The 20,756-nt window shown below is 70.9% G+C and carries 19 protein-coding genes; 4 read left to right on the top strand and 15 right to left on the bottom strand.

All coding sequences use genetic code 11. The features are described 5' to 3' along the window. Positions 1-2: 2 nt before the first annotated feature. Positions 3-1,091 carry a glycosyltransferase family 61 protein gene (locus AC0IY1_RS09430; protein ID WP_471769105.1) on the bottom strand — a complete coding sequence of 363 codons (1,089 nt, stop codon included), beginning with the start codon at positions 1,089-1,091 and terminating at the stop codon, positions 3-5. Positions 1,092-1,252: 161 nt separating this feature from the next. Here AC0IY1_RS09430 and mutL point away from each other — a divergent pair, with 161 nt between their 5' ends. Continuing rightward, on the top strand, positions 1,253-3,154 hold the full coding sequence (mutL, locus tag AC0IY1_RS09425; RefSeq protein ID WP_471769167.1) for a DNA mismatch repair endonuclease MutL: 1,902 nt from the start codon (positions 1,253-1,255) through the stop codon (positions 3,152-3,154). Here mutL and AC0IY1_RS09420 read toward each other — a convergent pair. After that, a complete protein-coding gene (locus tag AC0IY1_RS09420) occupies positions 3,151-3,762 on the bottom strand; it encodes an FMN-dependent NADH-azoreductase (RefSeq protein ID WP_055952827.1) in 612 nt (203 codons plus the stop codon). The genes mutL and AC0IY1_RS09420 overlap by 4 nt on opposite strands. A 76-nt stretch (positions 3,763-3,838) precedes the next feature. On the opposite strand from AC0IY1_RS09420, the gene AC0IY1_RS09415 reads away from it, so the two are divergent. Beyond that, on the top strand, positions 3,839-4,234 hold the full coding sequence (locus AC0IY1_RS09415; protein ID WP_471769103.1) for a winged helix-turn-helix transcriptional regulator: 396 nt from the start codon (positions 3,839-3,841) through the stop codon (positions 4,232-4,234). A 15-nt stretch (positions 4,235-4,249) separates the two neighbouring features. Here AC0IY1_RS09415 and AC0IY1_RS09410 read toward each other — a convergent pair whose 3' ends face one another. The 6 genes from AC0IY1_RS09410 to AC0IY1_RS09385 form a co-directional block, all read right to left on the bottom strand. Continuing rightward, positions 4,250-5,383 carry a spore photoproduct lyase family protein gene (locus tag AC0IY1_RS09410; RefSeq protein ID WP_471769101.1) on the bottom strand — a complete coding sequence of 378 codons (1,134 nt, stop codon included), beginning with the start codon at positions 5,381-5,383 and terminating at the stop codon, positions 4,250-4,252. 90 nt (positions 5,384-5,473) lie between these two features. Beyond that, entirely contained in the window at positions 5,474-6,031 is a 558-nt protein-coding gene (gene rsmD / locus AC0IY1_RS09405) for a 16S rRNA (guanine(966)-N(2))-methyltransferase RsmD (RefSeq protein WP_471769099.1), read from the bottom strand. Next, positions 6,028-8,088: a pseudouridine synthase gene (locus tag AC0IY1_RS09400; RefSeq protein ID WP_471769165.1), complete on the bottom strand. Its 2,061-nt coding sequence runs from the start codon at positions 8,086-8,088 to the stop codon at positions 6,028-6,030. Before AC0IY1_RS09400 ends, rsmD begins: the two co-directional genes overlap by 4 nt. A 1,193-nt stretch (positions 8,089-9,281) precedes the next feature. Then, on the bottom strand, positions 9,282-9,485 hold the full coding sequence (locus tag AC0IY1_RS09395; protein WP_055952842.1) for a CsbD family protein: 204 nt from the start codon (positions 9,483-9,485) through the stop codon (positions 9,282-9,284). 122 nt (positions 9,486-9,607) lie between these two features. Beyond that, a complete protein-coding gene (locus AC0IY1_RS09390) occupies positions 9,608-10,015 on the bottom strand; it encodes a nuclear transport factor 2 family protein (RefSeq protein ID WP_471769097.1) in 408 nt (135 codons plus the stop codon). 144 nt (positions 10,016-10,159) lie between these two features. Then, positions 10,160-10,390: an SDR family oxidoreductase gene (locus AC0IY1_RS09385; protein WP_471769163.1), complete on the bottom strand. Its 231-nt coding sequence runs from the start codon at positions 10,388-10,390 to the stop codon at positions 10,160-10,162. A 270-nt stretch (positions 10,391-10,660) separates the two neighbouring features. On the opposite strand from AC0IY1_RS09385, the gene AC0IY1_RS09380 reads away from it, so the two are divergent. Next, positions 10,661-11,128: a nucleoside deaminase gene (locus tag AC0IY1_RS09380; RefSeq protein ID WP_471769095.1), complete on the top strand. Its 468-nt coding sequence runs from the start codon at positions 10,661-10,663 to the stop codon at positions 11,126-11,128. 434 nt (positions 11,129-11,562) lie between these two features. On the opposite strand, the gene AC0IY1_RS09375 is transcribed toward AC0IY1_RS09380, so the two are convergent. After that, the gene (locus AC0IY1_RS09375) at positions 11,563-13,053 is read right to left on the bottom strand and encodes an MFS transporter (protein ID WP_055952853.1); all 1,491 of its coding nucleotides are present in this window, start codon (positions 13,051-13,053) and stop codon (positions 11,563-11,565) included. A 131-nt stretch (positions 13,054-13,184) separates the two neighbouring features. Between AC0IY1_RS09375 and AC0IY1_RS09370 the strand changes: the two genes are divergently transcribed. After that, positions 13,185-13,463 (top strand): hypothetical protein, encoded by a 279-nt coding sequence (locus AC0IY1_RS09370; RefSeq protein ID WP_471769093.1) that lies wholly within the window; start codon positions 13,185-13,187, stop codon positions 13,461-13,463. Here the strand turns inward: AC0IY1_RS09370 and AC0IY1_RS09365 are convergent. From AC0IY1_RS09365 to AC0IY1_RS09340, 6 genes are all read right to left on the bottom strand, one after another. Then, positions 13,447-14,529, bottom strand: coding sequence for an ABC transporter permease (locus AC0IY1_RS09365; protein ID WP_055952859.1), 1,083 nt, complete (start codon positions 14,527-14,529; stop codon positions 13,447-13,449). The genes AC0IY1_RS09370 and AC0IY1_RS09365 overlap by 17 nt on opposite strands. Further along, a complete protein-coding gene (locus AC0IY1_RS09360) occupies positions 14,526-15,449 on the bottom strand; it encodes an ABC transporter permease (RefSeq protein WP_471769091.1) in 924 nt (307 codons plus the stop codon). The genes AC0IY1_RS09365 and AC0IY1_RS09360 overlap by 4 nt, the downstream gene beginning before the upstream one ends. Continuing rightward, positions 15,446-17,047, bottom strand: a complete 1,602-nt coding sequence (locus tag AC0IY1_RS09355) for a peptide ABC transporter substrate-binding protein (protein WP_471769089.1) — start codon at positions 17,045-17,047, stop codon at positions 15,446-15,448. The genes AC0IY1_RS09360 and AC0IY1_RS09355 overlap by 4 nt, the downstream gene beginning before the upstream one ends. Before the next feature lie 4 nt (positions 17,048-17,051). After that, entirely contained in the window at positions 17,052-17,486 is a 435-nt protein-coding gene (locus AC0IY1_RS09350) for a GlcG/HbpS family heme-binding protein (RefSeq protein WP_055952868.1), read from the bottom strand. A 160-nt stretch (positions 17,487-17,646) separates the two neighbouring features. Further along, positions 17,647-18,630: an alpha/beta fold hydrolase gene (locus AC0IY1_RS09345; protein WP_471769087.1), complete on the bottom strand. Its 984-nt coding sequence runs from the start codon at positions 18,628-18,630 to the stop codon at positions 17,647-17,649. 203 nt (positions 18,631-18,833) lie between these two features. Beyond that, positions 18,834-20,708 (bottom strand): ABC-F family ATP-binding cassette domain-containing protein, encoded by a 1,875-nt coding sequence (locus AC0IY1_RS09340; RefSeq protein ID WP_103709316.1) that lies wholly within the window; start codon positions 20,706-20,708, stop codon positions 18,834-18,836. Between the last annotated feature and the right edge of the window lie 48 nt (positions 20,709-20,756).

Here is a 20,756-nt window from a genome sequence, read left to right as displayed (position 1 = left end):
CTTTAGAGGCGGCGATCGAGCCAGCGCTGGACCGGTTTCCAGCCGGGGATCCACTTGGCTCGCCACCGCGCCGCGTCCTCGGCAGCATCGCGAGCGTCGAGGCTGTCGAAGGCCCTGGCGCGCTCCAGCATCTCGGTGGCGACCGCCTGGGGGTCTGGGATCGACCAGCCAAAATGGAATCCCGGCTCCTCTCCGATCGTACTCCCAGGAACGAAGTAGTACCGCGCCTGCGTGCCATTGAGCGCATCCAGCAGCGGAAAGTTGGCGTGAACCGGGGGTGTCCAATTCAACGCCAGGATCCGACGGTTCGGGGCTGCGAAGACGGCCGTGTGAAACGCCGAACCTGCCGTTCCAAGAACCATTGTCCGCTCCGAAAGCAGTCGAACCAGTTCGGGAAACCGCAGGGTCTCCGGGAAGACGATGTCCACCCCCTGCCGCGCCAGAGCTTCGCACAGCGCATCCTCGTTGCGCAGCCGTGAGATCCCCGATCCCAATCTCGCTTTCGACAGGTAGATCGGCCGCGTTTCCTGATCGACGGCGGCCGGTTCGTAGAATGCTTCGCCGGTATAGTGCGTCAGCGAGCCGTAGATCGCATGGGTGAAGTCCTGCTCCTTCACGCTCGGCTCCGGAACCAGCAGCTTCGGAATGCGGGTCACGTTCTGGAAGGTGACGAGGTCTTCGACGGTCAGATCGAAGCGGGCGAGAATATCGGCGAGGAACGGTAGCGTCGCCCATTCCGCGTGCAGCGCATCCAGCGGCCCTTCCGCGTAGCAGACGAGACGCGGCTTCGGCCCCATCCAGGAGAGGAGAGGCCAGAGGCGCGCGAAAGTGCCGAGAAGGAAATGGCCGTAATGGGTAATCAGCGGACCGATGAAGAGCATCGGGCGATCGTCCGCCTCATCGACGACGTCCGTGAGCATCGGATTGGCGCCGAATTCGATGATGGTCCCATCAGCATCGCACAGCGCCCAGCTCCCGTCCGGAGTCGCCGGCTGGTATAGGGCGTTGGTGACCGTACGCAGCCCTGGAAGTGAATCGCGCTGTTCGGTGCGGCCCCATACGGTGCGACAGCGCTGCAGCTTGGCCCTCACGCGTGGACAAGCCCTTCGAGATGGAATCGCAAGATCTTCATTCCGTTGATTTTGTTTTCGGTGGTGTGTGCGTGAGTGGAAGTGTCAGCGGCTGTGGCAGGAACCAACGTTTCCAGCGTGGCCTTTCGGCTGGGTCCAAGGGCACCTATAGTTTCCTCCGCATGTCCACGCCACCTCGCCCCGTCCGTCGCCTCGATCCGATCCTCGTCGACCGTATCGCCGCCGGCGAAGTCGTCGAGCGGCCCGCCTCGGCGGTCAAGGAACTCGTTGAGAACGCCATCGATGCCGGCGCACGCAGCATCGAAGTCACGATCGAAGGAGGCGGACGACGCTTGATCCGTGTGGTCGATGATGGGGCCGGCATGGATGCGGATGATCTAGCGCTTGCAGTTGAGCGGCATGCCACCTCAAAGCTCCCGAGCGGGGATCTAACCTGCATCGAAACGTTGGGCTTTCGCGGCGAGGCCTTGCCCTCGATCGGCGCGGTCGCCCGCCTGACCCTTACCAGCCGTACGGCCGAGGCCGAGACTGGCGTAACCCTCACGGTAGATGCAGGCATCAAGGGCGAGGTCCGCCCAGCACCCAGCGCGCGCGGCACGCGGATCGAGGTTTCCGATCTCTTCGCTGCCACTCCTGCGCGGCTGAAATTTCTCAAGTCCGACCGGGCCGAAGCCGCAGCGATCGGCGATATCCTGCGCCGGCTCGCAGTCGCGCAGCCCCAAATCCGGCTCGTGCTGCGATCTGAAAGCGGAACTCCGCTGGTTTTCCCGGCCGAGACAGAGACAGGTTCTTCCGCGACGCTCCGCCGGCTGACCGGCGTCTTCGGCGCCGAATTCGGATCGAATTCGCTGGCCCTCGAGATGGCCCGCGAGGGCTTCGGGCTTGCGGGTCATATCGGCCTGCCGAGCTTCCATCGAGGCGCTGCCAGCCAGATCCACTTCACAGTCAATGGCCGCCCGGTTCGTGACCGCCTGCTGCTCGGCGCAGTCAGGGGCGCCTATGCCGATACGATGAGTTCCGACCGCCATCCGGTCCTGGCGCTGGCAATCCTGTGCGACCCGGCGCTGGTGGACGTCAACGTACACCCAGCCAAGACCGAAGTACGCTTTCGCGATCCTGGTCTGGTCCGGAGCCTGATCGTCAGCGCGATCCACGAGACGCTGCGCCAAGCCGGTCTGCGTGGCTCCACCACGGGCACCACCCGTACGCTGGACGCGTTGCGGCCAACGGGTCTTGCCGTTCATTCCGGCACCAGTGCCTACCCGATCCCCGCGCCGAACCTCCCGCGCGCGCTGCCGTCCATCGCCGCGCCCTATGCCTATCGCCAGGCGGTTCCGCGGTCGCCAGGGCTCACAGGTCTGGCCGAGGCTCATCAGGCCCGCTTTGAACACGATTTTGCGCCCCCGGCAGCGGAACTGCGCCCGGTTCTGGAGCCAGTGGAGGAACAGGATCACCCCCTCGGAGCCGCGCGGGCGCAGCTGCACGAAACCTACATCGTCGCCCAGACAGCCGACGGTCTCGTCCTCGTTGATCAGCATGCCGCACATGAGCGCCTGGTCTACGAGCGCCTGAAACGCGAACGCGCCCGGGGTGGCATCGCCCGCCAAGGCTTGCTGATTCCGGACGTGGTAGAGCTGGCACCCGGCGAGGCGGAGCGCCTCGTGGCCGCGGCCCCCGATCTCGACCGGCTGGGCCTGACGCTCGAGCCGTTCGGCTCGGGCGCGGTCCTGGTACGGGAGGTGCCGGCCGCTCTCGCCAACGCCTCGATCCGAAACCTAGTCACCGATATTCTCGATGCGCTCAGCCAGAGCGGTCTCGAAGATGAGAGCCCCGACGGCACCGACGAAGGTGCAGGCCCCCTCGGACGGCGCCTGGACGCGATCTTGTCGCGGATGAGTTGTCACGGCTCGATCCGCGCGGGCCGGCGCCTGCGCCCGGAGGAAATGAACGCACTCCTGCGCGAGATGGAAGCGACGCCGCTTGCCGGCACCTGCAACCATGGCCGCCCGACCTTCGTGGAGCTGAAGCTCCACGACATCGAGCGGCTCTTCGGACGGCGTTAGGCGGCAGGCAGGTTCGAGGCGGCCTTCAGAGCAGCGTCGAGAGCTTGTTGGCGGGCGTCCGGACCGAGCGCGATGCCCTCGGCGACGATGATCTCTGGATTCGTGATGCCGATGAAGCCCAGGACCACGCGCAGGTAGGTCTCAGCATGCTCCGCCGCTGCGTTCGGTGTTCCGGCTCCATAGAGACCACCGCGGGCAACGGCGACGATGACTCGCTTCTGCGGAACAAGGCCCACAGCGCCGCTCTCGGTGTACTTGAAGGTCTGGCCGGCCACGAGGATGCGATCGATCCAGGCCTTGAGCTGCGACGAAATCGTGAAGTTATACAACGGCGCGCCGATCACCACGATGTCGGCGGCGAGGAACTCGGCGAGGACGGTCCGGCCGAGCTCGACATCGTTCTGGATGTCGGGGGTGTTCGTCGCGTTCGGCTGGTGGCCTGCCAGGTAGGCGCCCGAAAGGTGCGGAATCGGTGTGGCGGCGAGATCGCGATGGGTGACATCGAGATCCGGTGCCCCCGCCTTCAAATGCGTGACGATCGCGGCCGAAACCGCGCGGCTGACCGAATGCTCACCCAGAATGCTTCCGTCGACGTGCAGGAGTTTCATCTTCGATTCCCGGTATCAGAAGTGTACCGAGGCGGTATAGAGGACCAGACGCGCTTACGCGCAAGGAGGCACATTCGTGGAACCGGGGCACAACGAGGGAACCGAGACGCGTACACCGCACAACCTGGGCGATTGCCGCGTCGTCGGCACGGTCCTGTCGCGGATCGGCGACAAGTGGACCATTCTCGTGGTGATGATGCTGACGGATGGTCCGCGGCGCTTCAACGAGCTGAAGCGACTGGTCGGCGGCGTATCCCAGCGGATGCTGACCTTTACGCTCCGGGGTCTCGAGCGCGACGGCCTCGTCTCCCGGACCGTGTATCCCACCGTTCCGCCGCGGGTGGAATATGCACTCACGGATCTCGGACGATCCCTGCAGGATCCCGTTCAGGCCCTGGGAGCTTGGGCATTCTCGAATCTTCCGGCGATCCAGGAAGCGCGCACTCGCTTCGATGAAGCCTCGCCGACGTGAAATCGGGGTGAGAGCTCAAGTCCAGTAAAGAATGCGCGCCTGCGGCAAGCCGCTCCGGATCTCTTCAGTTAAGTAAGTGCGCATGCTTTGCATCAGGTCTCGTGGAAACACGTACTTGACGGATCCGAATTTCGTCAGCTTTCGGCTTCGCTCCGTTTCTGTCATCGGCAGATCCGAACCGGGATACCAGCCCTGCAGCACGTTCTTCGAACCAGGCGTGAAGCGGTGGGTGATAAGTTCAACGGTGAGATCGATGTCCGTCACGCCAGCAAGCGCTCCGGAGACGTCTCGTATCAAGCCGGCATAGGCGTCCTGCCAATCCGGCACGGGTAGGATCGGCGCGATGGTGAGGCCGACCGGATAACCGGCCTCCGCGACGGCCCTGAGAGCCGCCAGACGCGCGTCCAAGCTCGCCGTTCCGCCCTCGTAGCGCGAAGCCGAGCGCGCATTGACCGAGAACCGGATGCGGGTCCGTCCATGATGCGCGAGGCCGAGCAGGGGCTTCACCGCCGCGAACTTGGTGGTGAAACGGAGTTGAACCGGCGCGTCCCACGCGCCGAAACGGGTGATGGCCGCCGAGAGCGAGCCGGTCAGATGTTCGATACCGAGGGGATCGGTATAGCAGGAGGCCTCGAAGGTAGTACCTTCGTGAGCACGATCGGCCTGGGTCGAGGTGATGGCGCCCTGGCCGAGATAGGCGGGCAGGTTGTCGAGAATCGCGTCGAGATTCGCGTAGGCCCGCGTCACGGGGGGGCCGGACAGCGAGCCCGCGAGATAGCAGTACTGGCAATGGGCCGGACAGCCCTCAGCGAGGTCGAAGCGCCAGTCGGCGCTCGGGGGAATCGGCTGAAGCCTGAGCTTGGTCGGCGGTGCGACCACGATGGCGAGGGTCGCCTTGGCCTCCCGATAGGCAATGCGCGGATCCGGATTTCGCAACCCTGTCAGACGGTTGGCCGCCAGGTACTCGACCGGCAGGCCGAGGGCTTCGGCGCGGGCCGCCATTGCGCGGCCATGCGCATGCTCCAGGGCCGCTGGGGTAACGAGGACGCGCCGCGGGCGCCAGAGGCGGGACGGACGCGGGCCGGGGGAGGGCGCGGACGCGACCGGATCGATGTCCGGGGTGGCGGTTCGGGGTTCGGCGAGGACCATGAAAGCGGAACGCGCCCGGGCGCCGTCGAGGTCCGCCGCGCGCGCCTGGGTCGCGCCCGTATACCAGGAGGGTCGTGTCGAGGTCGCGCGTCAGGCGGCGTAGCGCGCGTAGGCGAGGGCGGTATCGCCGTAGACCCGGCGCTCGAGCTCGGTGAATCCGGGCGGCAGGGCGACATGGACGCCCGCGGATTCCTCGATGACCGCGAGGGCACCGGGGGCGAGCCAGCCACCGGTCGCCGCGCTGGCCAGGGCCGCGGGGGCGAGATCGCGGTTGTAGGGCGGGTCGCAGAACACGAGGGTGAAGGTGCCGCTGGTGCCGGCCGGGCCCAGCCGGGTGGCGTCGCGCCGGAACAGGCGGGTCGCCCCTTCGGCGCCGAAGGAGTCGATGTTCTCGCGAATCAGTGCCCGGGCCTCGGCGCCCTCATCGACCAGGAGGGCATAGGCCGCACCGCGGGACAGCGCCTCGAAGCTGAGGGCGCCGGTGCCGGCGAACAGGTCGAGGACCCGGGCCCCGACGACCGCGTCGTCATAGGCGTGCGCGAGGACGTTGAAGATCGCCTCGCGGAGCCGGTCCGAGGTGGGCCGGATCGCGTCGGTCTTCGGCGTGGCCAGGCGGCGACCACGGTGATCGCCGCCGACGATCCTCACCGTCCGCCACCGCGGGGCGGACGGGCGCCGCCGCCGGGCTTGCCACCGCCGGGCTTGCCACCACCGGAGCCGCCGCGGCTGAAGCCACCCGGCTTGCCACCGGGCTTGCCGGACCCGCCGGGCTTGCTGAAGCCGCCCGGCTTGCCGAAACCACCCGGCTTGCCGCCAGCCTTGAAGCCGCCGCCGGGCTTGCCGGCGCCCTTAAAGCCGCCGCGCTCGCCGTCCTGACGGGCCGCACCGCCCTTGAAGCCGCCACGATCACCGCGATCCCCACGATCGCCGCGGTCAGCGCCGGGGCGGTCGTTGCCCCGGAAGCCGCTGGGCTTGTCACCCTGGAATCCGCTCGGCTTGTCACTCCGGAAGCCGCTGGGCTTGTCGCCCCGGAAGCCGCTCGGCTTGTCGCCCCGGAAGCCGTCCCGGGCGGGTGCGCCGCGGGACGCTGGACGGGCACCGCGATCGTCACCGCCCTCGCTGCGATGCGCGTTGCTGCGGAAGGGACCCCGCGGACGGTCCTCGCTGCCGCGCGGCGGACCGCGGCGCTCGGCCCCGTCCTGCGAACGGAAGTTTCCGCGCGGACGGTCGTCCTCCCGGCGCGGCGGCCGGCCTTCGCCGCCGAAGCCGCGGGCAGGCCGATCTCCGGCGGGGCGGGCTCCGAAGGCACGCTCACCGGAGGCACGCGCACCGGAGGCGCGATCGTCGGGTTGCCGGAAAGGGCGCGCCTGGGACTCGGCGCGGGGGAAGCGGCCTTCGCGGGGGGCGTCCTCGTCCCCGCGACGACGCACGGCGCTGTCGCGGCGATGCGGCTCGGCGGCGGGCTCCTGCGGGCTCGACTTCAGGCGCTCCACCAGGACGCGGCGCTCGCCGGTGCTGATGGCGCCGACGCGCTCGCGGCCCCGGGAGGCGGCGGCTTCACGCTCGGCCTTGGGATCGGCTCCCCGGCGCGGGATCTTGACTCGGCGCGGCGCGTCCTCGGAACGGGCCTCGTCCTCGGCGCGCCAGACGGAGCGGCGCGGACCGGCGCTGTTGCCGCCGGTGGGGACCCGGACGGGCTTGGCCGGTGCCATCGGACGGCCACCGCCGCGCGGTGCCTCGTCGTCGTAGCCCCGCGGTTCGCGGCGCTGGGCCGCCGAGGCGCTGCGGGCGGGCTGCTTGGCCTGCTGCTTCGGCGAGCCGAAGGGCGCGATCGGCTCGCGCACCGGGCTCTCGAAATCGACGGCGGCCTGCTCCGAGAGGGCCGGGCCGAGCTGCTCCTTGAGCACCTTCGTGCGGATCTCCTCGGTCAGGCCCGCCTCGAGGTCGCCGAGCTGGAACGGTCCAAAGGAGAGCCGGATCAGGCGGTTCACCGCCAGCCCGAGATGCTCGAGGATGCGCTTGACCTCGCGATTCTTGCCCTCGCGCAGGCCGAGCGTCAGCCAGAGGTTGTCGCCGGAGGCCCGGTCGAGGCTCGCTTCCACCGGGCCGTAATCCATGCCGTCGATGGTGACGCCGCGGCGCAGCTTGTCGAGCTCGGCCTGGGTGGTGTCGCCGTGGGCGCGTACGCGGTAGCGGCGCAGCCACCCGGTATCCGGATGGGCGATGACCTTGGCGAGGCCGCCGTCGTTGGTGAGAAGCAGCAGCCCCTCGGTGTTGATGTCGAGGCGGCCGATGGCGACGACCCGGGGCAGGTCCTCGGGCAGGTTCTCGAAGACGGTCTGGCGCCCCTCGGGGTCGCGCGCCGTGGTCACGAGGCCGCGGGGCTTGTGGTAGATCCACAGGCGCGTGCGCTCGCGGGCCGGCAGCGGCTCGCCGTCGACGGTGATGCGGTCGTCGGGCGTCACGTTCATGGCCGGCGAGGTCAGCACCTTGCCGTTGAGGGTGACGCGGCCCTGTTCGATCATGGCCTCCGCGTCCCGGCGCGAGGCGATACCCGCGCGGGCGATGGCCTTGGCGATGCGGTCGCCCTCGGGCGTGCCCTCGTCGCGGGCCGGACCGGCGGACGCCGCGGCCTCGGGCCCCGGCTGGGAGGGCTTCGCCACGGCGGTCTTGCGGCGCAGGGGCGCGTCGCCGCCGCGGGGCATGGCGGCGTGCCGAACCTTCGGCTTCTCCTCGGCCGAAGGCCCCGGAATACCGGCATCGGTGGCCGGAGCCCAGGGCTCGGCCGGAGCCTTCGGCTCGGAGACGTTGGTGTCGGCAGCCTGCGCCACCTCGGCCGGCTTCGGCTTGGCGCGCTTGGCCGCGGGCACGGACGCCGGTTTGGCGGTGGACAGGTCCGCCTCGGGCGCGGGCGCCTTGGTCTCGGCGGCCACAGCCTCGGCCGGCGCGGCGTCGGCCGCCTTGGCCTTGGACGCCCTCGCCGGATTGGGCTTCGCTCGCGCCGACTCCGTGACCGCGCGCGCAGCCGCGGGGGCCGCCTTGGACGCTTCCTCGGAGCTGTCCTGAGGGGTCCGGGCCTGAGCCGCCTTGGCCTTCGCGGATGCCGGCTTCTCAGCCTCGACGCGCTCGGCTTTCGGCGAGGACTTGGCCGGCAAAGATTTGGTTGGCGAGACCTTGGCAGCCACTGACGAGACCGGCTCGACCTTGGCCGTCGCGGCCTTGCCCGTCTCCGACTTCGCCTCGGTGGAAGCCGCCTTCGCGGCCGTGGCCTTCACGGGCTCCGCGGCCGCGGGCGTCTTCTCGGACGAGGCCGGCTTCGCCGACTTCCCCTTCGGTGCCTTCGCGTCAGAGGGCTGAGCGTCCGACGCCGTCGCGCGCGATGTCTTCGCCTCCGCAGGGCCAGACTCGGCACCACCGGACTTGGCACCGCCCGACTTCACAGGGTCAGCGTCGGCAGAACCGGCCTTGCCCGCCTTCGCGGGCCGGCTCGCGGTCGCCGCGACCGCGTCTGTGACGGGCGCGGACGCGCGGGTCTTCGGTGCCCCGGTCTTGAGCGCCCCGGACTCGGAGCCCGCGGTCTTGGGTCCCACAATCTTGGGTTCGCCAGTCTCGGGTGCCACGGTCTTGCGCGACGCCGCCGCGGTGTTGGTCGCTGGCTTTGTCGAGGCCTTGGGCTTCGAACGGGAGGTCTTGGCAGGCGCGTCCTCAGACTTGCCCATGGTGTCGTCAGTCTTGTCGGTCATGCCTGCCCCATAACAGAGCGGACGCCGTGTTGCGAGTGATCCCGCGCGCAAGGGCCGCGGGTTCGGTGGATGCAGGCCTCGAACACGCGAAAAGGCGGCTTGCGCCGCCTTTCCGAGATCGTCGCGCCCGGATCTATGCTCCGGGGTCGAGAGACTTAGAGCTTGCTCTTGACCGCGTCGGCGGCGTTCTTGACGCCATCCTTGGCGTCGCCAACCGTCTTCTGGGTCTCGCCCTTCAGTTCCTGGGCCTTACCCTCGGCCTTCAGCTTGTCGTTATCGGTCGCATTGCCGATGCCCTGCTTGACGTTGCCGACGGCCTCGTTCGCGAGACCCTTGATCTTGTCGGTGGTGCTGCTCATCGTGCGCTCCTCGTCTTCGGGTTGACAGCTCGGTTCTGCTTCAACCAAGCCGTATTGCCGTGTCCAACGGCCACGCCGGGGCGATGTTCCGCCATTTAACATCCTCGTGAACCGGATCCCCCTCACCCAGGGGTCTGCGGCGGGTCGATGAGCACCCACAACGTCTGGATCTTCCCATCAGAGATCGCGGCGACGTCGGTCCCCGTCAGGGTCACGGGACCCTCCTCCCGCCCGGCCTGCCAGCGCAGGGCCGCCAGCCCGTGATGCCCCGTCGCCGTTCCGACCGGCGTGAACCGGAAGCCCGGTCCGAATTGCTCCAGGAGCCGGCCGGCGAGGTCCGCGATCGCGACGCGTCCCTGTACGGAACCGGCGGGGTCGTACAGGACGGCATCCTCCCGATAGAGCGCGTCCACCGCCGCGCGACGCGCATGCGGCGCGCGGTCGTTGAAGACGCGCTCCAGGTTGGCGCGCAGCAGGGTGTCGACATCCGGCATTTCCCCCTGCGGCGGGGTCTCGGGACTCTCGGGCATCGGGGCTGGTCCTCTCACGGGATCGAGACAGCGAGGGTGAACGGCACACGCGCGTCGCCGGCTTTCACGGCTTTGGCCTCTCGCGAGCATGGTCCCTCGCGAACGTGGCCTTCCGCAAGACCCGGCCGCGCTGGCGTCGGGCCGTCAGACGAGGCGGGCACCGCCGTCGACGTGCAGCGTCTCGCCATTCATGAAGCCGTTGCGCATCAGGAAGACGACCGCCGCCCCCGTCTCGTCCGCCGTGCCGGGGCGTCCCTGCGGCAGGCGTTCGGACAGGGTCGCGCCGTAGGCGTCGCGATGGGCCCCGAGAATCCGCGCCAGGAGCGGCGTATCGATCGGCCCGGGCGCGAGCGTGTTGACGCGCAGGGGCGCCAGTTTCAGCGCAAGTCCTCAGGCGAAGGCCTCCCTGGCGGCGCAGGCCGCCGCCAGCACGGCGGTGCCCTGGGCCCTGGGCCGGTCGGCCAGGGCACCGGAGATGAAGGGTGTCTTCCGGACGCCGGCACCGTGGGACCCCGTCGTGGCGGAGCATGCCGCGCGCGCTGCCGGAGAGCGCGCGCCCGCGCCGGCCTCTCGCCGGGGGCAGGCCATTGCAGATCGGCGGCGCGACGGCCAAGGAACGGGCACCGATCGTCAGGATCCCACCCGATGCCCGAGACCGACCCGCCCGCCACCGACCCCTTGAGCCTCGCCTTCGCGGCGGCGCGTCGGGCGGCGTCCGAGGGGGAGGTCCCGGTGGGCGCGGCGGTGGTGAAGGACGGGGTGGTCGTGGCGGTCGCCCACAATCGCCCGCGGGCCCTTCGCGATCCGACCGCCCATGCGGAGATCCTGGCGATCCGGGCCGCCTGCCAGGCGCTGGACGACGAGCGCCTCAGCGGCTGCGACCTCTACGTCACCCTGGAGCCCTGCGCGATGTGTGCGGCCGCGATCGCCTTCGCGCGGATCCGGCGCCTGTACTTCTCGGCCGCGGACCCGAAGGGCGGCGCCGTGGAGAACGGTCCGCGCTTCTTCAACCAGCCGACCTGCCACCACAGCCCGGAGGTCTATGGCGGCTTGCGGGAAGGGGAGGCCGCCGACCTGTTGCGAGCCTTCTTCGCCGAGCGTCGCGCGCCCTGAGGGCACAGCTCCCGCCGCCGCCCCCACCGCCCGTATCGGCGATCGGCTTCAGGTTCTGCCCGGCAGTGCCGGAGGCCCCGGAAGTGCTCGCCGCGCGGGAGGCACCCATGGCCCCGGGTGCGACGGGGCCGATCGCGCCCGGACCGCCCTTGTCGAGGCCGCCGGGCTTGACCACCGGTGCGTCCGCCGACCCGGGCGCCGTCATGCGCGGCGGGCCGGGCTGCTTGATCTCGGCGGGGGCGTTGCCCTGGGCGAGCGCCGGGGCGCCGGCCAGGACACCCCCGACGAGGAGGCTGCTGGCTCAGACCCGCGTGCGCGTAGTGGGGATGATCCGCATGAGGTCCTTCCGGGGATGGGCGTGACAGGGTCGGTGCCAGACCAACACGGACCATCCTCGGCCGTTTCACGCGTTGCCGGCAGGCGCTGACAGAGGATCAGGCGGCCGCCAAAGGTTTCGAGACGTCTTCCAGGGACTTGCCCTCGGCCGCGGTGCCGAAGAGCCCGCCGACCACTGCCGCCACCGCCATCAGGACGGCGCCGACGAGGTAGCCGATCAGCACGTTGTCCCGCGAGCCCGTCTCCACCAGGGCGCCGAACAGCAGCGGACCGGAGACGCCGCCGATGCCGGTGCCGAGCGCGTAGAACACCGCGATGGCCAGGGCCCGGATCTCCAGGGGGAAGGTCTCCGCCACGGTGAGGTAGGCGGCGCTCGCGGCGGCGGAGGCGAAGAAGAACACCACCATCCAGGCCGCCGTCTGGCCCACCGGGCCGAAGACGTCGATCTTGAACAGGTAGCCGGTGATCGCCAGCAGGATCGCCGAGATGCCGTAGGTGAAGGCGATCATCGGCCGGCGGCCCACGGTGTCGAACAGGCGCCCGAGGAGCAGCGGCCCGAGGAAGGAACCGAGCGCGAACGGCAGCAGGTACCAGCCGACGTGGTCGCCGGGCACGTTGTAGAACCGCTGCAGCACCAGGGCGTAGGTGAAGAACAGCGCGTTGTAGAAGAACGCCTGCGCCACCATCAGGGCGAGGCCCACCAGGGTCTGCTTGCGGTGGCCGACCAGCATGGTGCCGAACACCTCCTTGAGGGGGGTGTGGCTGCGGGTCCTGAGCTTCATGCGCTTCTGCGCGTCGATGGGCGGCAGGGTGTGGCCCTCGTCGGTGAAGCGCTTCTCGATGCCGCTGACGACCCGGTCGGCCTCGGCGACGTAGCCGTGGGTGGCGAGCCAGCGCGGGCTCTCGGGAATCCAGGTCCGCAGGAGCAGGATGACGAGGCCGATGCCGCCGCCGACGAAGAAGGCGATGCGCCAGCCCCAGGCCGGGTCGATCATGCCGGGGCGCAGCACCACGATGGAGAGGAACGAGCCCAACGCGGCCCCGATCCAGAACGAGCCGTTGATGACGAGGTCGGTCCAGCCGCGCACGCGGGCCGGCACGAGTTCCTGGATCGTCGAGTTGATGGCGGTGTATTCGCCGCCGATCCCCGCCCCCGTGAGGAAGCGGAACAGGCAGAAGCTGTAGATATTCCATGACAGGCCCGTGGCGGCGGTGGCGGCGAGGTAGAGCGCCAGGGTGATGAAGAACAGCTTCTTGCGGCCAATGCGGTCGGTGAGCCAGCCGAAGCCGAGCGCCCCCGTGACGGCGCCGACGAGGTAGGAGCTCGCCGCGAGGCCGATATCGAACTCGGTGAAGCTCATGGGCTCCGCGCGCAGCGCCCCCACGAGGGAGCCCGCGAGGGTGACCTCGAGGCCGTCGAGCACCCAGGTGATGCCGAGGGCCACGATGACGAGGACGTGGAAGCGCCCCCAGGGCAGGCGGTCGAGCCGGGCGGAGATGTCGGTGTCGATCACGGTCCCCATCGGGACCCGCTCCGGCGCCGGTCCCGCGCTCGCGCTGCCCCGGTCCGCCACGGCCTTGGTTGCCATCGAATCCTCATTAACCGTGCTGTACGACAGTTGTTGGCAATCCGGCCCGGGGCCCGGCGGTTCCGCCAAGCTTCGCGCAAAGGTTAAGTCATCTCGGCTGAACTCGACAGGTTCTCCCGGACGCCTCGCCGATGCCTGCCTCCCCGTTCCGCGTGTCTTGCGCATTGTTCCGCGTGTCCTGCGCACTGCTTCTCGCCCTCACGCCCCCAGCGACCATGCCCGCCGCCGCCTCCGAGGCGGGACGGGGCGCCGGCGCGCACGGCCTCGATCCCTGGCGGCTGCGGCCGAGCGACGTCGTGCCGGCGGATGCGGCCCCGGCGCGGGACGCCAAGGGCCGGCCGGTCTCGGAGATCCCCGAGGAGCGGCGCGTGGTTCGGGTGGTCTATCCCGGGCTCACCGGTCCGCGCTGAGGCGCGGGTCGAGGGCCTCGGCGAGGCCGTCGCCGAGCAGGTTCAGCGCGACCAGGGTGGCGACCAGGAATCCGGCCGGGGCCGCGAGCATCCAGGGCGCGGATTCGATGGCGCGCGCGCCCTCGGCGATGAGCGCGCCCCAGCTCGTGGCCGGCTCCTGCACGCCGAGGCCCAGGAAGGACAGGAAGCTCTCCAACAGGATCACCCGCGGCACCAGCAGGGTCGCCGCCACCGTGACCGGCCCGAGGGTGTTCGGCACGATGTGGCGCCGCAGGATCGCGGCGGCGGAGAGGCCCAGCGCCTCGGCGGCGCGAACGAAGTCGCGGTGGCGCAGGGCCAGGGTCTGCGCCCGCGTGATCCGGGCCATGTCGAGCCATTCCACCGCGCCGATGGCGATCAGGATCAGCCCGAGCCCTGCCCGGAAGAACACCAGCAGCATGATGACGAAGAACACGAAGGGGAGGGCGTAGAGCACGTCGACGAAGCGCATCATCACCGCGTCGACCCGGCCGCCGGCATAGCCCGCCACCGCCCCGTAGGTGACGCCGATGAGGAGCGCGACGCCGGTGGCGACGAGGCCGATGAGGAGCGAGACCCGGCCGGCGACGAGGCTGCGGCTGAGGAGGTCGCGCCCGAGCCCGTCGGTGCCGAGGGGAAACACCAGCCGCCGCACCGGCGCCGCGACCAGGAGGCGGCGTCCCCCCGCCTCTCGCGACAGGATGGTGACGGGACCGAACAGGTCGGAGCGGGGCAGGTAGCTCAGCACCCGCTCGTTGATCGGGTTCGGGGCCGACAGCGTCAGGTGCAGCTGCCCGTCCGCGACCCGGATGTCCTCGGCCGTCACCCGCATGCGGAAGGCGAGGCGCTCCAGCGCCGGGGCGATCGCCTCCGGGCGCGGATGGGCCTGCAGCGAGGGGGCGGTGCGCACGAGGTCGGGGTAGATCCGCCCCGGATCGTGGCCGGTGAGCAGGGGCCCGACGAGGCAGGCGAGGGTGACCAGGGCCAGGACCACGAGGGCCGCCAGGGCGGCCCGGTTGCGGGCGAGCCGCCCGAGGGCGCGCCTCACCGGACCGCCCGCAGGCGCGGGTCGAGGAAGCCGGAGAGGAGGTCGGCCGCGAGGTTGAGGACGATGACGAACAGCGCCACCAGCACGACGGTGCCCATCACCAGGGTGTAGTCGCGGTTCAGCGCCCCATCGACGAAGTAGCGGCCGATGCCGGGCAGGCCGAAAATGGTCTCGACCACCACCGAGCCGGTGAGCAGGGAGGCCGCCGTCGGCCCGAGGATCGCCACCACGGGCAGCAGGGCGCCGCGCAGGGCGTGGCGGGCGATGCGGTGCGGCGGCAGGCCCATGGCGCGCTGGGTGCGGACCGGTTGCGCGGCCAGCACCTCCGCCAGGGCGGCACGGGTGAGACGGGTCAGGACGCCGACCTGCGGCAGGGCCAGGGTGATCACCGGAAGCACGAGGTTGGCCGGCGCACCGTTCTCCCAGCTGCCCACGGGCAGCCAGCGCAGGCTCAGGCCGAAGACGATCTGCAGCAGGGGCGCCACCACGAAGGTCGGCATCGCGAGCGTCAGGCCGGCGCTGAGGCCGACGAGGCGGTCGAGGGCGCTGCCCCGGCGGAAAGCCGCGAGCGCGCCGAGGCCGACCCCGAGCACCAGGGCGAGCGTCAGGGCGAGGGCGCCGAGGGTCATCGAGACCGGCAGGCCCCGGGCGAACAGGTCGCCGACCGTGAGGTCGCGGAATGAGAAGGAGGGCCCGAAGTCGCCGCTGAGCAGGGCGCCCAGGTAGCGCAGGTACTGGACGCCGAGGGGCTGGTCGAGGCCGTAGACCCGGGCGAGGTTGGCCATCGCGGCCGGCGGCAGGGGCCGTTCCAGGTCGAAGGGCCCGCCGGGGGCGAGCCGGATCAGGAAGAAGCTCACGGTGACCACGGCGAACAGCGTTGGGATCGCCTGGAGCAGGCGGCGCAGGACGAAGCCGATCACGCGGTCAGCCTCAGGAAGCGCGTCGGGGCGGCGTTGCGCAGGTTCGGGTGGTAGCCGGAGAGGCGCGGGGCGATCAGGGCCTTCGAGCGGGTGTGCATCACCGGGATCCAGGGCAGATCGGTGACCACGATGGTTTCGGCCGCGGAGAGGAGCTCGGCCCGCCGGGCGACGTCGCGCTCCGCCGCCGCCCGCCGCATCAGGGCGTCGTAGGCCGGGTTGCTGTAGTGGCCGGGGTTGAGGCCGTCATTGCCGGTCTCCAGCAGGAACAGGAAGTTCTGCGGGTCGGAGTAGTCGGCGATCCAGGACATGCGGGCCACGTCGAAGTCGCCGCCGTCGCGCAGGTAGGCGAAGTGGGTCTTGGCGTCGGTGTAGACGAAGCGGGTCTCGATCCCGAGGCCGCGCCACATGTCGGCGATGGCCAGCGCGGTGTTGCGGTTGTTGTCGCTGGTGTTGAAGCGATACTCGAGCCTGAGCGGCCGCCCCTCGCCGAAGCCGGCCGCCGCCAGCAGCGCCCGGGCCTCGTCCTCGCGGTCGATCGGCAGGGCCTCGCGCCCGGCGGTCTCGGGCGGCCGGCCGTAATGATCGAGGCCGGGCGGGCAGAGGGAGTAGGCCGGATCCATGGTCTCGCCCCAGAGCTTGCTCGCCAGGAACTCGCGGTCGATGACCAGGGAGAGGGCGCGCCGGACCCGAACGTCGTCGAAGGGCGCCTTCCGGGTGTTCAACGCCAGGGCGTAGAGGCCGAGCGAGGGGCCGAGCACGACCTGGGCCCCGAAGCGCGCCTGGAGCGAGGCGATCTGGTCGCCGGGCAGGTCGGCGAGCGAGTCGATCTCGCCGGCGGCGTAGCGCCGGACCGCGCTCGACAGGTCCGGCGTCGGCAGGAAGGCCACCTGCGGGATCGCCACCGTGGCCGCGGCGTGGAAATGCGGGTTGCGCTCCAGGGTGATGCGGTCGTTCGGCACCACCTCCCGCAGGCGGTAGGGACCGTTGGTCACGCTGTTGCCGGCCCGGGCGAAGGCGTCGCCGTGCCGGGCGACCGAGGGTGGATGCACGGGCAGGGAGGTCTGGTGCGTCAGGAGTTCGAGCAGGTACGGCGTCGGCTGCTCCAGGGTCAGCACGAGGCGCCGGTCCTCGGGCGCCGCGACCCCGAGGGCCTCGGCGGGCGCCGCTCCCTGGTTCACCGCCCGGGCATTCTTCAGGGGGAACAGGACCTCGGCATACTTGGCCGCCGTGGCGGGTGCGAGGATGCGCCGGAGGGCGAAGACGAAGTCCCCGGCCCGGACCGGGTCTCCGTTCGACCAGCGCCCATCCGGACGCAAGCTGAAATCGTAGGTCAGCCCGTCCCCGGACAGGGTCCAGGCGGTCGCCGCCCCCGGGATGAGGGCGCCGTGATTGTCGTAGGTGAGCAGGCCCTCGTAGAGGTCGCGCAGGATATGCGCCTCGGCCACCGTCGACGATTTGTGCGGGTCGAGGGTCTCGGGGTCCGCATCGTTGCCGCGCCGGTAGAGGTCGCCCGGCGCGGCCGCGGCCCGGCCGACGCCACCGGCGGCCAGGAGCGCCGCACCGCCGACGAGCCAGTGCCGCCGATGCGGGCGCAGCATCGCCTCAGGCGCCGGTCTGCGCGGTGAGCCCCGCCGCCTCGATGCCGGCCAGCGCGCAGAGCTCGTCGTTGTCGGAGGTGTCGCCCGAGATGCCGACCGCGCCGATCACGGCCTCGCCCCGGCGGATGAGCACGCCGCCCGGCACGGGCACCAGGGCGGCGGGGCCGACGAGGTGGCTGACGGCGGCGACGAAGTAGGCCTGCTCCTCGGCGCGCTTGTGGATCGCCCGGCCGCCGAGGCCGAGGGCGAGGCAGCCATTGGCCTTGCCCATCGCCACCTCGGCGCGGCGCAGGGAGGTCCCGTCCTCGGCGCCCATCGCCTTGAGCGCCCCGCGCGCGTCGTAGACCACCACCGCCAGGGGCTTCAACTTGTGAGCGCGAGCGGTCTCCAGGGCGGTGGCGACGATGGTCTGCGCGGCGGCGAGGGTGAGGTCGGACATCGGGGCTCCGGGTTTCGATCGAGCGGGCGTGCCCCTCGACTAACCCGGCGCGGCGCGAGCGACCAGGGGCTCGGCGCGCCGGCCGGGCCGGGCAGGGCTCTCTGCGCGCATGCCGGGTCAGGGCAGGCTCGCAGCGCGCGTAGCGCGCCAGGCCAAACTCTCAGCGCGCGCAGCGCGCCAAGAACGCGTCGTAGCGGGCGGTGACCTCGGGCAGGCGCTCGAAATGCGGGAAGGCGCCCGTCTCCAGCACGTCCACCGTCCAGCGCGGATCGCCGCGGAAGCGGTCGGCGTGGCGGTAGTCGACGAAGTCGCCCCGGGTGCCGTGGATCATCCAGACCGGCCGGTCGAGGCGGGGATAGACCTGACCCGTCTCGGTGGCGAAGAGGTGTCCGGCCAGGAACGAGAAGGGCGCGAACTCGGCACCGGGCTGGTGGGCCGAGACCTGATCGTATGCGAGCAGGCCCTCGTCGATGCTGGGCGAACCCCAGGTCTTCTCGAGAAAGAACCGCATGCTCGGGCGGCTGACGAGGAGGTCGAACAGCGCCCGGCCCCAGAGCGGACAGGCGGCCACCGCCCGGGCCGTGTCGCTGCCGGACGGGTTGCGGCGCTCGTAGCGCTTGTCGAACCCGGTCGGGCTGATGAGGCCGAGGCTGCGGTAATCGTCGGGCCGCGCCAGGGCCGCCCGGGCCAGGAACTCGGCCGAGAGGGAAAGCGCCATCGCGTCGATGGCGGCGCCCCCGTGCCGCTGCCGGATCTCCGCCACCATGGCGTGGATCGCCGCCGTCATCAGCTCAGGGGTATAGATCCGGTCGCTGCGCTCGGAGAAGCCAAAGCCCGGCAGGTCGAGGGCGTAGACCGGGCGCGTCCGTGCGTAGTGGCGATAGAGCGGCCGGACCTCGTAGGCATTGGCGGCCGCGTTGACGGAGTGGATCAGCAGCAGGGGTACGCCCGCGTCCGGCCCACTCGCGTAGAACGACAGCCCTCCCGCGTCGCTGCCGAGGCAAGCCTGCCGGCCGGGGAGGGCCGGCGGCATCCGGCGATGGTGGTCGATGCCGAGGCGGCTATAGGCGATCCAGGCCCCGGCGGCCCCCAGCGGCAGCAGCGCCAGCAGGGGCCCGAGCCGGCGACGGGGGGCATCAGGCATCGTCGTGGTCCCTCAGGTGGCGCGCGGTCGGAAACGCCCCGGCGGTGCGGATGTTTCCGGGCTGCGGTCGGCGCGGGACCGGGTCGGCGCGGATGGCGTCTCGCTCAGTACCTGCCCCGTCGCGATCACGCCGCGCCCTCTCCCCTTCGTGGGGAGAAGGGCCGCGTCCTGCCGCTCCGCGCCGGCGACGATCGCTTCCGGCCTCAGGCCGTCGCGCCCTCGATCTCGCCGCTGAGTTCCAGCCACTCCTCCTCGGCCGCCTCCAGGGCGGCGGCGGCGTCCGAGCGCATCTTGGCGAGTTCGCCGGCCTTGGCCGGATTGGCCTGGAAGGCCGTGCCGTCGGCGAGCGCCGCGTCGATCTTGGCCATGGCGTCGGTGAGCTTCTTCATGCGCGCCTCGACGCCCTCGAGCTTCTTGCGCAGGGGGGCGAGGGCGACGCGGCGGTCGGCGTTGGAGCGGCGCTCCACGGCCTTGGCCCCGCCGGTCGATTCCGGCGTGCCCTTCTCGGCCTCGCGCTCGGGCCCGGCGAGCACGTAGCGGCGATAATCGTCCATGTCGCCGTCGAAGGCCTTCACGCTGCCGTTCGAGACGAGCCAGAGCCGGTCGGCGCAGGCCTCCACCAGGAAGCGGTCGTGGCTCACCAGGATGACGGCGCCCTCGTAGTCGTTGATCGCCTCCACCAGGGCCTGACGGCTCTCGATGTCGAGGTGGTTCGTCGGCTCGTCGAGGATGAGCAGGTGCGGGCCGCGGAAGGCCGCGAGACCCATGAGCAGGCGCGCCTTCTCGCCGCCGGAGAGCTGGGAGACCGGCGTCTCCGACTTCGTGCCCGAGAAGCCGAGGCGGGCGGCCGCGGCGCGGGCCTTCGATTCGGGCACGTCCGGCATCAGGTCGCGGACATGGGCGTAGGCGCTCTCGGCCGGGCGCAACTCGTCGAGCTGGTGCTGGGCGAAGTAGGCGACCTCCATCTTGGAGGAGCGGCGCAGCTCGCCGCTCAGGGGGGGCAGGCGCCCGCCGATGAGCTTGCAGAAGGTGGACTTGCCGTTGCCGTTGGCGCCGAGCAGGGCGACCCGGTCGTCGGGGGCGAGGCTCAGGTTCAGGCCCGAGAGCACGATCCGGTCCGGGTAGCCCGCCTGCACCCGCTCCATGGCGACGATGGGCGGCGACAGCGGCCGCTCCGGGCTCGGCAGGCGGAAGGCCGGCACGTCGTCCTCGATCACCGAGGCGATGATCTCCATCTTGGCGAGGCGCTTGACCCGGGACTGGGCCTGGCGGGCCTTGGTGGCCTTGGCCTTGAAGCGGTCGACGAAGCTCTGGAGATGGGCCCGCTCGACATCCTGCTTGGCCTTGGCCTTGGCCTGGAGCACGCGCTTCTCGGCCACCTGCCGGGCGAAGCTGGTGTAGCCGCCCCGATAGATGCTGAGCTTGCCCCGGTCGAGGTGCAGGATGTGATCGACGCACTCGTCGAGGAGGTCGCGGTCGTGGCTGATGATCACGGCCGTGCGCGGGTAGCGCTCCAGGTAGTCGTAGAGCCAGATCGTGCCTTCGATGTCGAGGTAGTTGGTCGGCTCGTCGAGGAGCAGCAGGTCGGGCTCGGAGAACAGCACGGCGGCGAGCGCCACGCGCATGCGCCAGCCGCCGGAGAAATCGGAGCAGGGGCGGCCTTGCGCCTCCGCGTCGAAGCCGAGGCCGTGCAGGATGGCGGCCGCACGGGCCGGTGCCGAGTGCGCCTCGATGTCCACCAGACGCGTCTCGATCTCGGCCCGGCGCAGGCCGTCGGCGTGCTCGGCCTCCGCCATCAGCCGGGCGCGCTCGGTGTCGGCGGCCAGCACCACGGCATGCAGGGTCTCGGGGCCGGCGGGCGCCTCCTGCGCCACCGCGCCGATGCGCATGCCCTTGGGCATCGACACCGTGCCGCCCTCGGTGGGCAGCTCGCCGAGGATCGCCTTGAACAGGGTGGTCTTGCCGGCGCCGTTGCGCCCGACGAGCCCCACGCGGGCGCGGTCCGGGATGACGAAGGTGGCGCCATCGAGGATCAGGCGCTCGCCGATGCGGTAGGTGAGGTCGTTGACGCGGAGCATGGCGCGCTTTTGCGGGGTCGGGGCCTGACTGGCAAGCGGCCGGTGCGC

The sequence above is a fragment of the Methylobacterium sp. AC690 genome (assembly GCF_979256535.1).
Note: the sequence above shows the minus strand (reverse complement) of the source record. Positions and strands in the feature narration are given on the sequence as shown.

What these genes read in the sequence shown, in the direction of transcription:
- mutL (WP_471769167.1), top strand. Translation starts at nt 1,253, where the DNA reads ATGTCCACGCCACCTCGCCCCGTCCGTCGCCTCGATCCGATCCTCGTC.
- AC0IY1_RS09420 (WP_055952827.1), bottom strand. Translation starts at nt 3,762, where the DNA reads ATGAAACTCCTGCACGTCGACGGAAGCATTCTGGGTGAGCATTCGGTC.
- AC0IY1_RS09410 (WP_471769101.1), bottom strand. Translation starts at nt 5,383, where the DNA reads ATGGTCCTCGCCGAACCCCGAACCGCCACCCCGGACATCGATCCGGTC.
- AC0IY1_RS09400 (WP_471769165.1), bottom strand. Translation starts at nt 8,088, where the DNA reads ATGCCCCGCGGCGGCGACGCGCCCCTGCGCCGCAAGACCGCCGTGGCG.
- AC0IY1_RS09395 (WP_055952842.1), bottom strand. Translation starts at nt 9,485, where the DNA reads ATGAGCAGCACCACCGACAAGATCAAGGGTCTCGCGAACGAGGCCGTC.
- AC0IY1_RS09390 (WP_471769097.1), bottom strand. Translation starts at nt 10,015, where the DNA reads ATGCCCGAGAGTCCCGAGACCCCGCCGCAGGGGGAAATGCCGGATGTC.
- AC0IY1_RS09380 (WP_471769095.1), top strand. Translation starts at nt 10,661, where the DNA reads ATGCCCGAGACCGACCCGCCCGCCACCGACCCCTTGAGCCTCGCCTTC.
- AC0IY1_RS09375 (WP_055952853.1), bottom strand. Translation starts at nt 13,053, where the DNA reads ATGGCAACCAAGGCCGTGGCGGACCGGGGCAGCGCGAGCGCGGGACCG.
- AC0IY1_RS09370 (WP_471769093.1), top strand. Translation starts at nt 13,185, where the DNA reads ATGCCTGCCTCCCCGTTCCGCGTGTCTTGCGCATTGTTCCGCGTGTCC.
- AC0IY1_RS09355 (WP_471769089.1), bottom strand. Translation starts at nt 17,047, where the DNA reads ATGCTGCGCCCGCATCGGCGGCACTGGCTCGTCGGCGGTGCGGCGCTC.
- AC0IY1_RS09350 (WP_055952868.1), bottom strand. Translation starts at nt 17,486, where the DNA reads ATGTCCGACCTCACCCTCGCCGCCGCGCAGACCATCGTCGCCACCGCC.
- AC0IY1_RS09345 (WP_471769087.1), bottom strand. Translation starts at nt 18,630, where the DNA reads ATGCCTGATGCCCCCCGTCGCCGGCTCGGGCCCCTGCTGGCGCTGCTG.
- AC0IY1_RS09340 (WP_103709316.1), bottom strand. Translation starts at nt 20,708, where the DNA reads ATGCTCCGCGTCAACGACCTCACCTACCGCATCGGCGAGCGCCTGATC.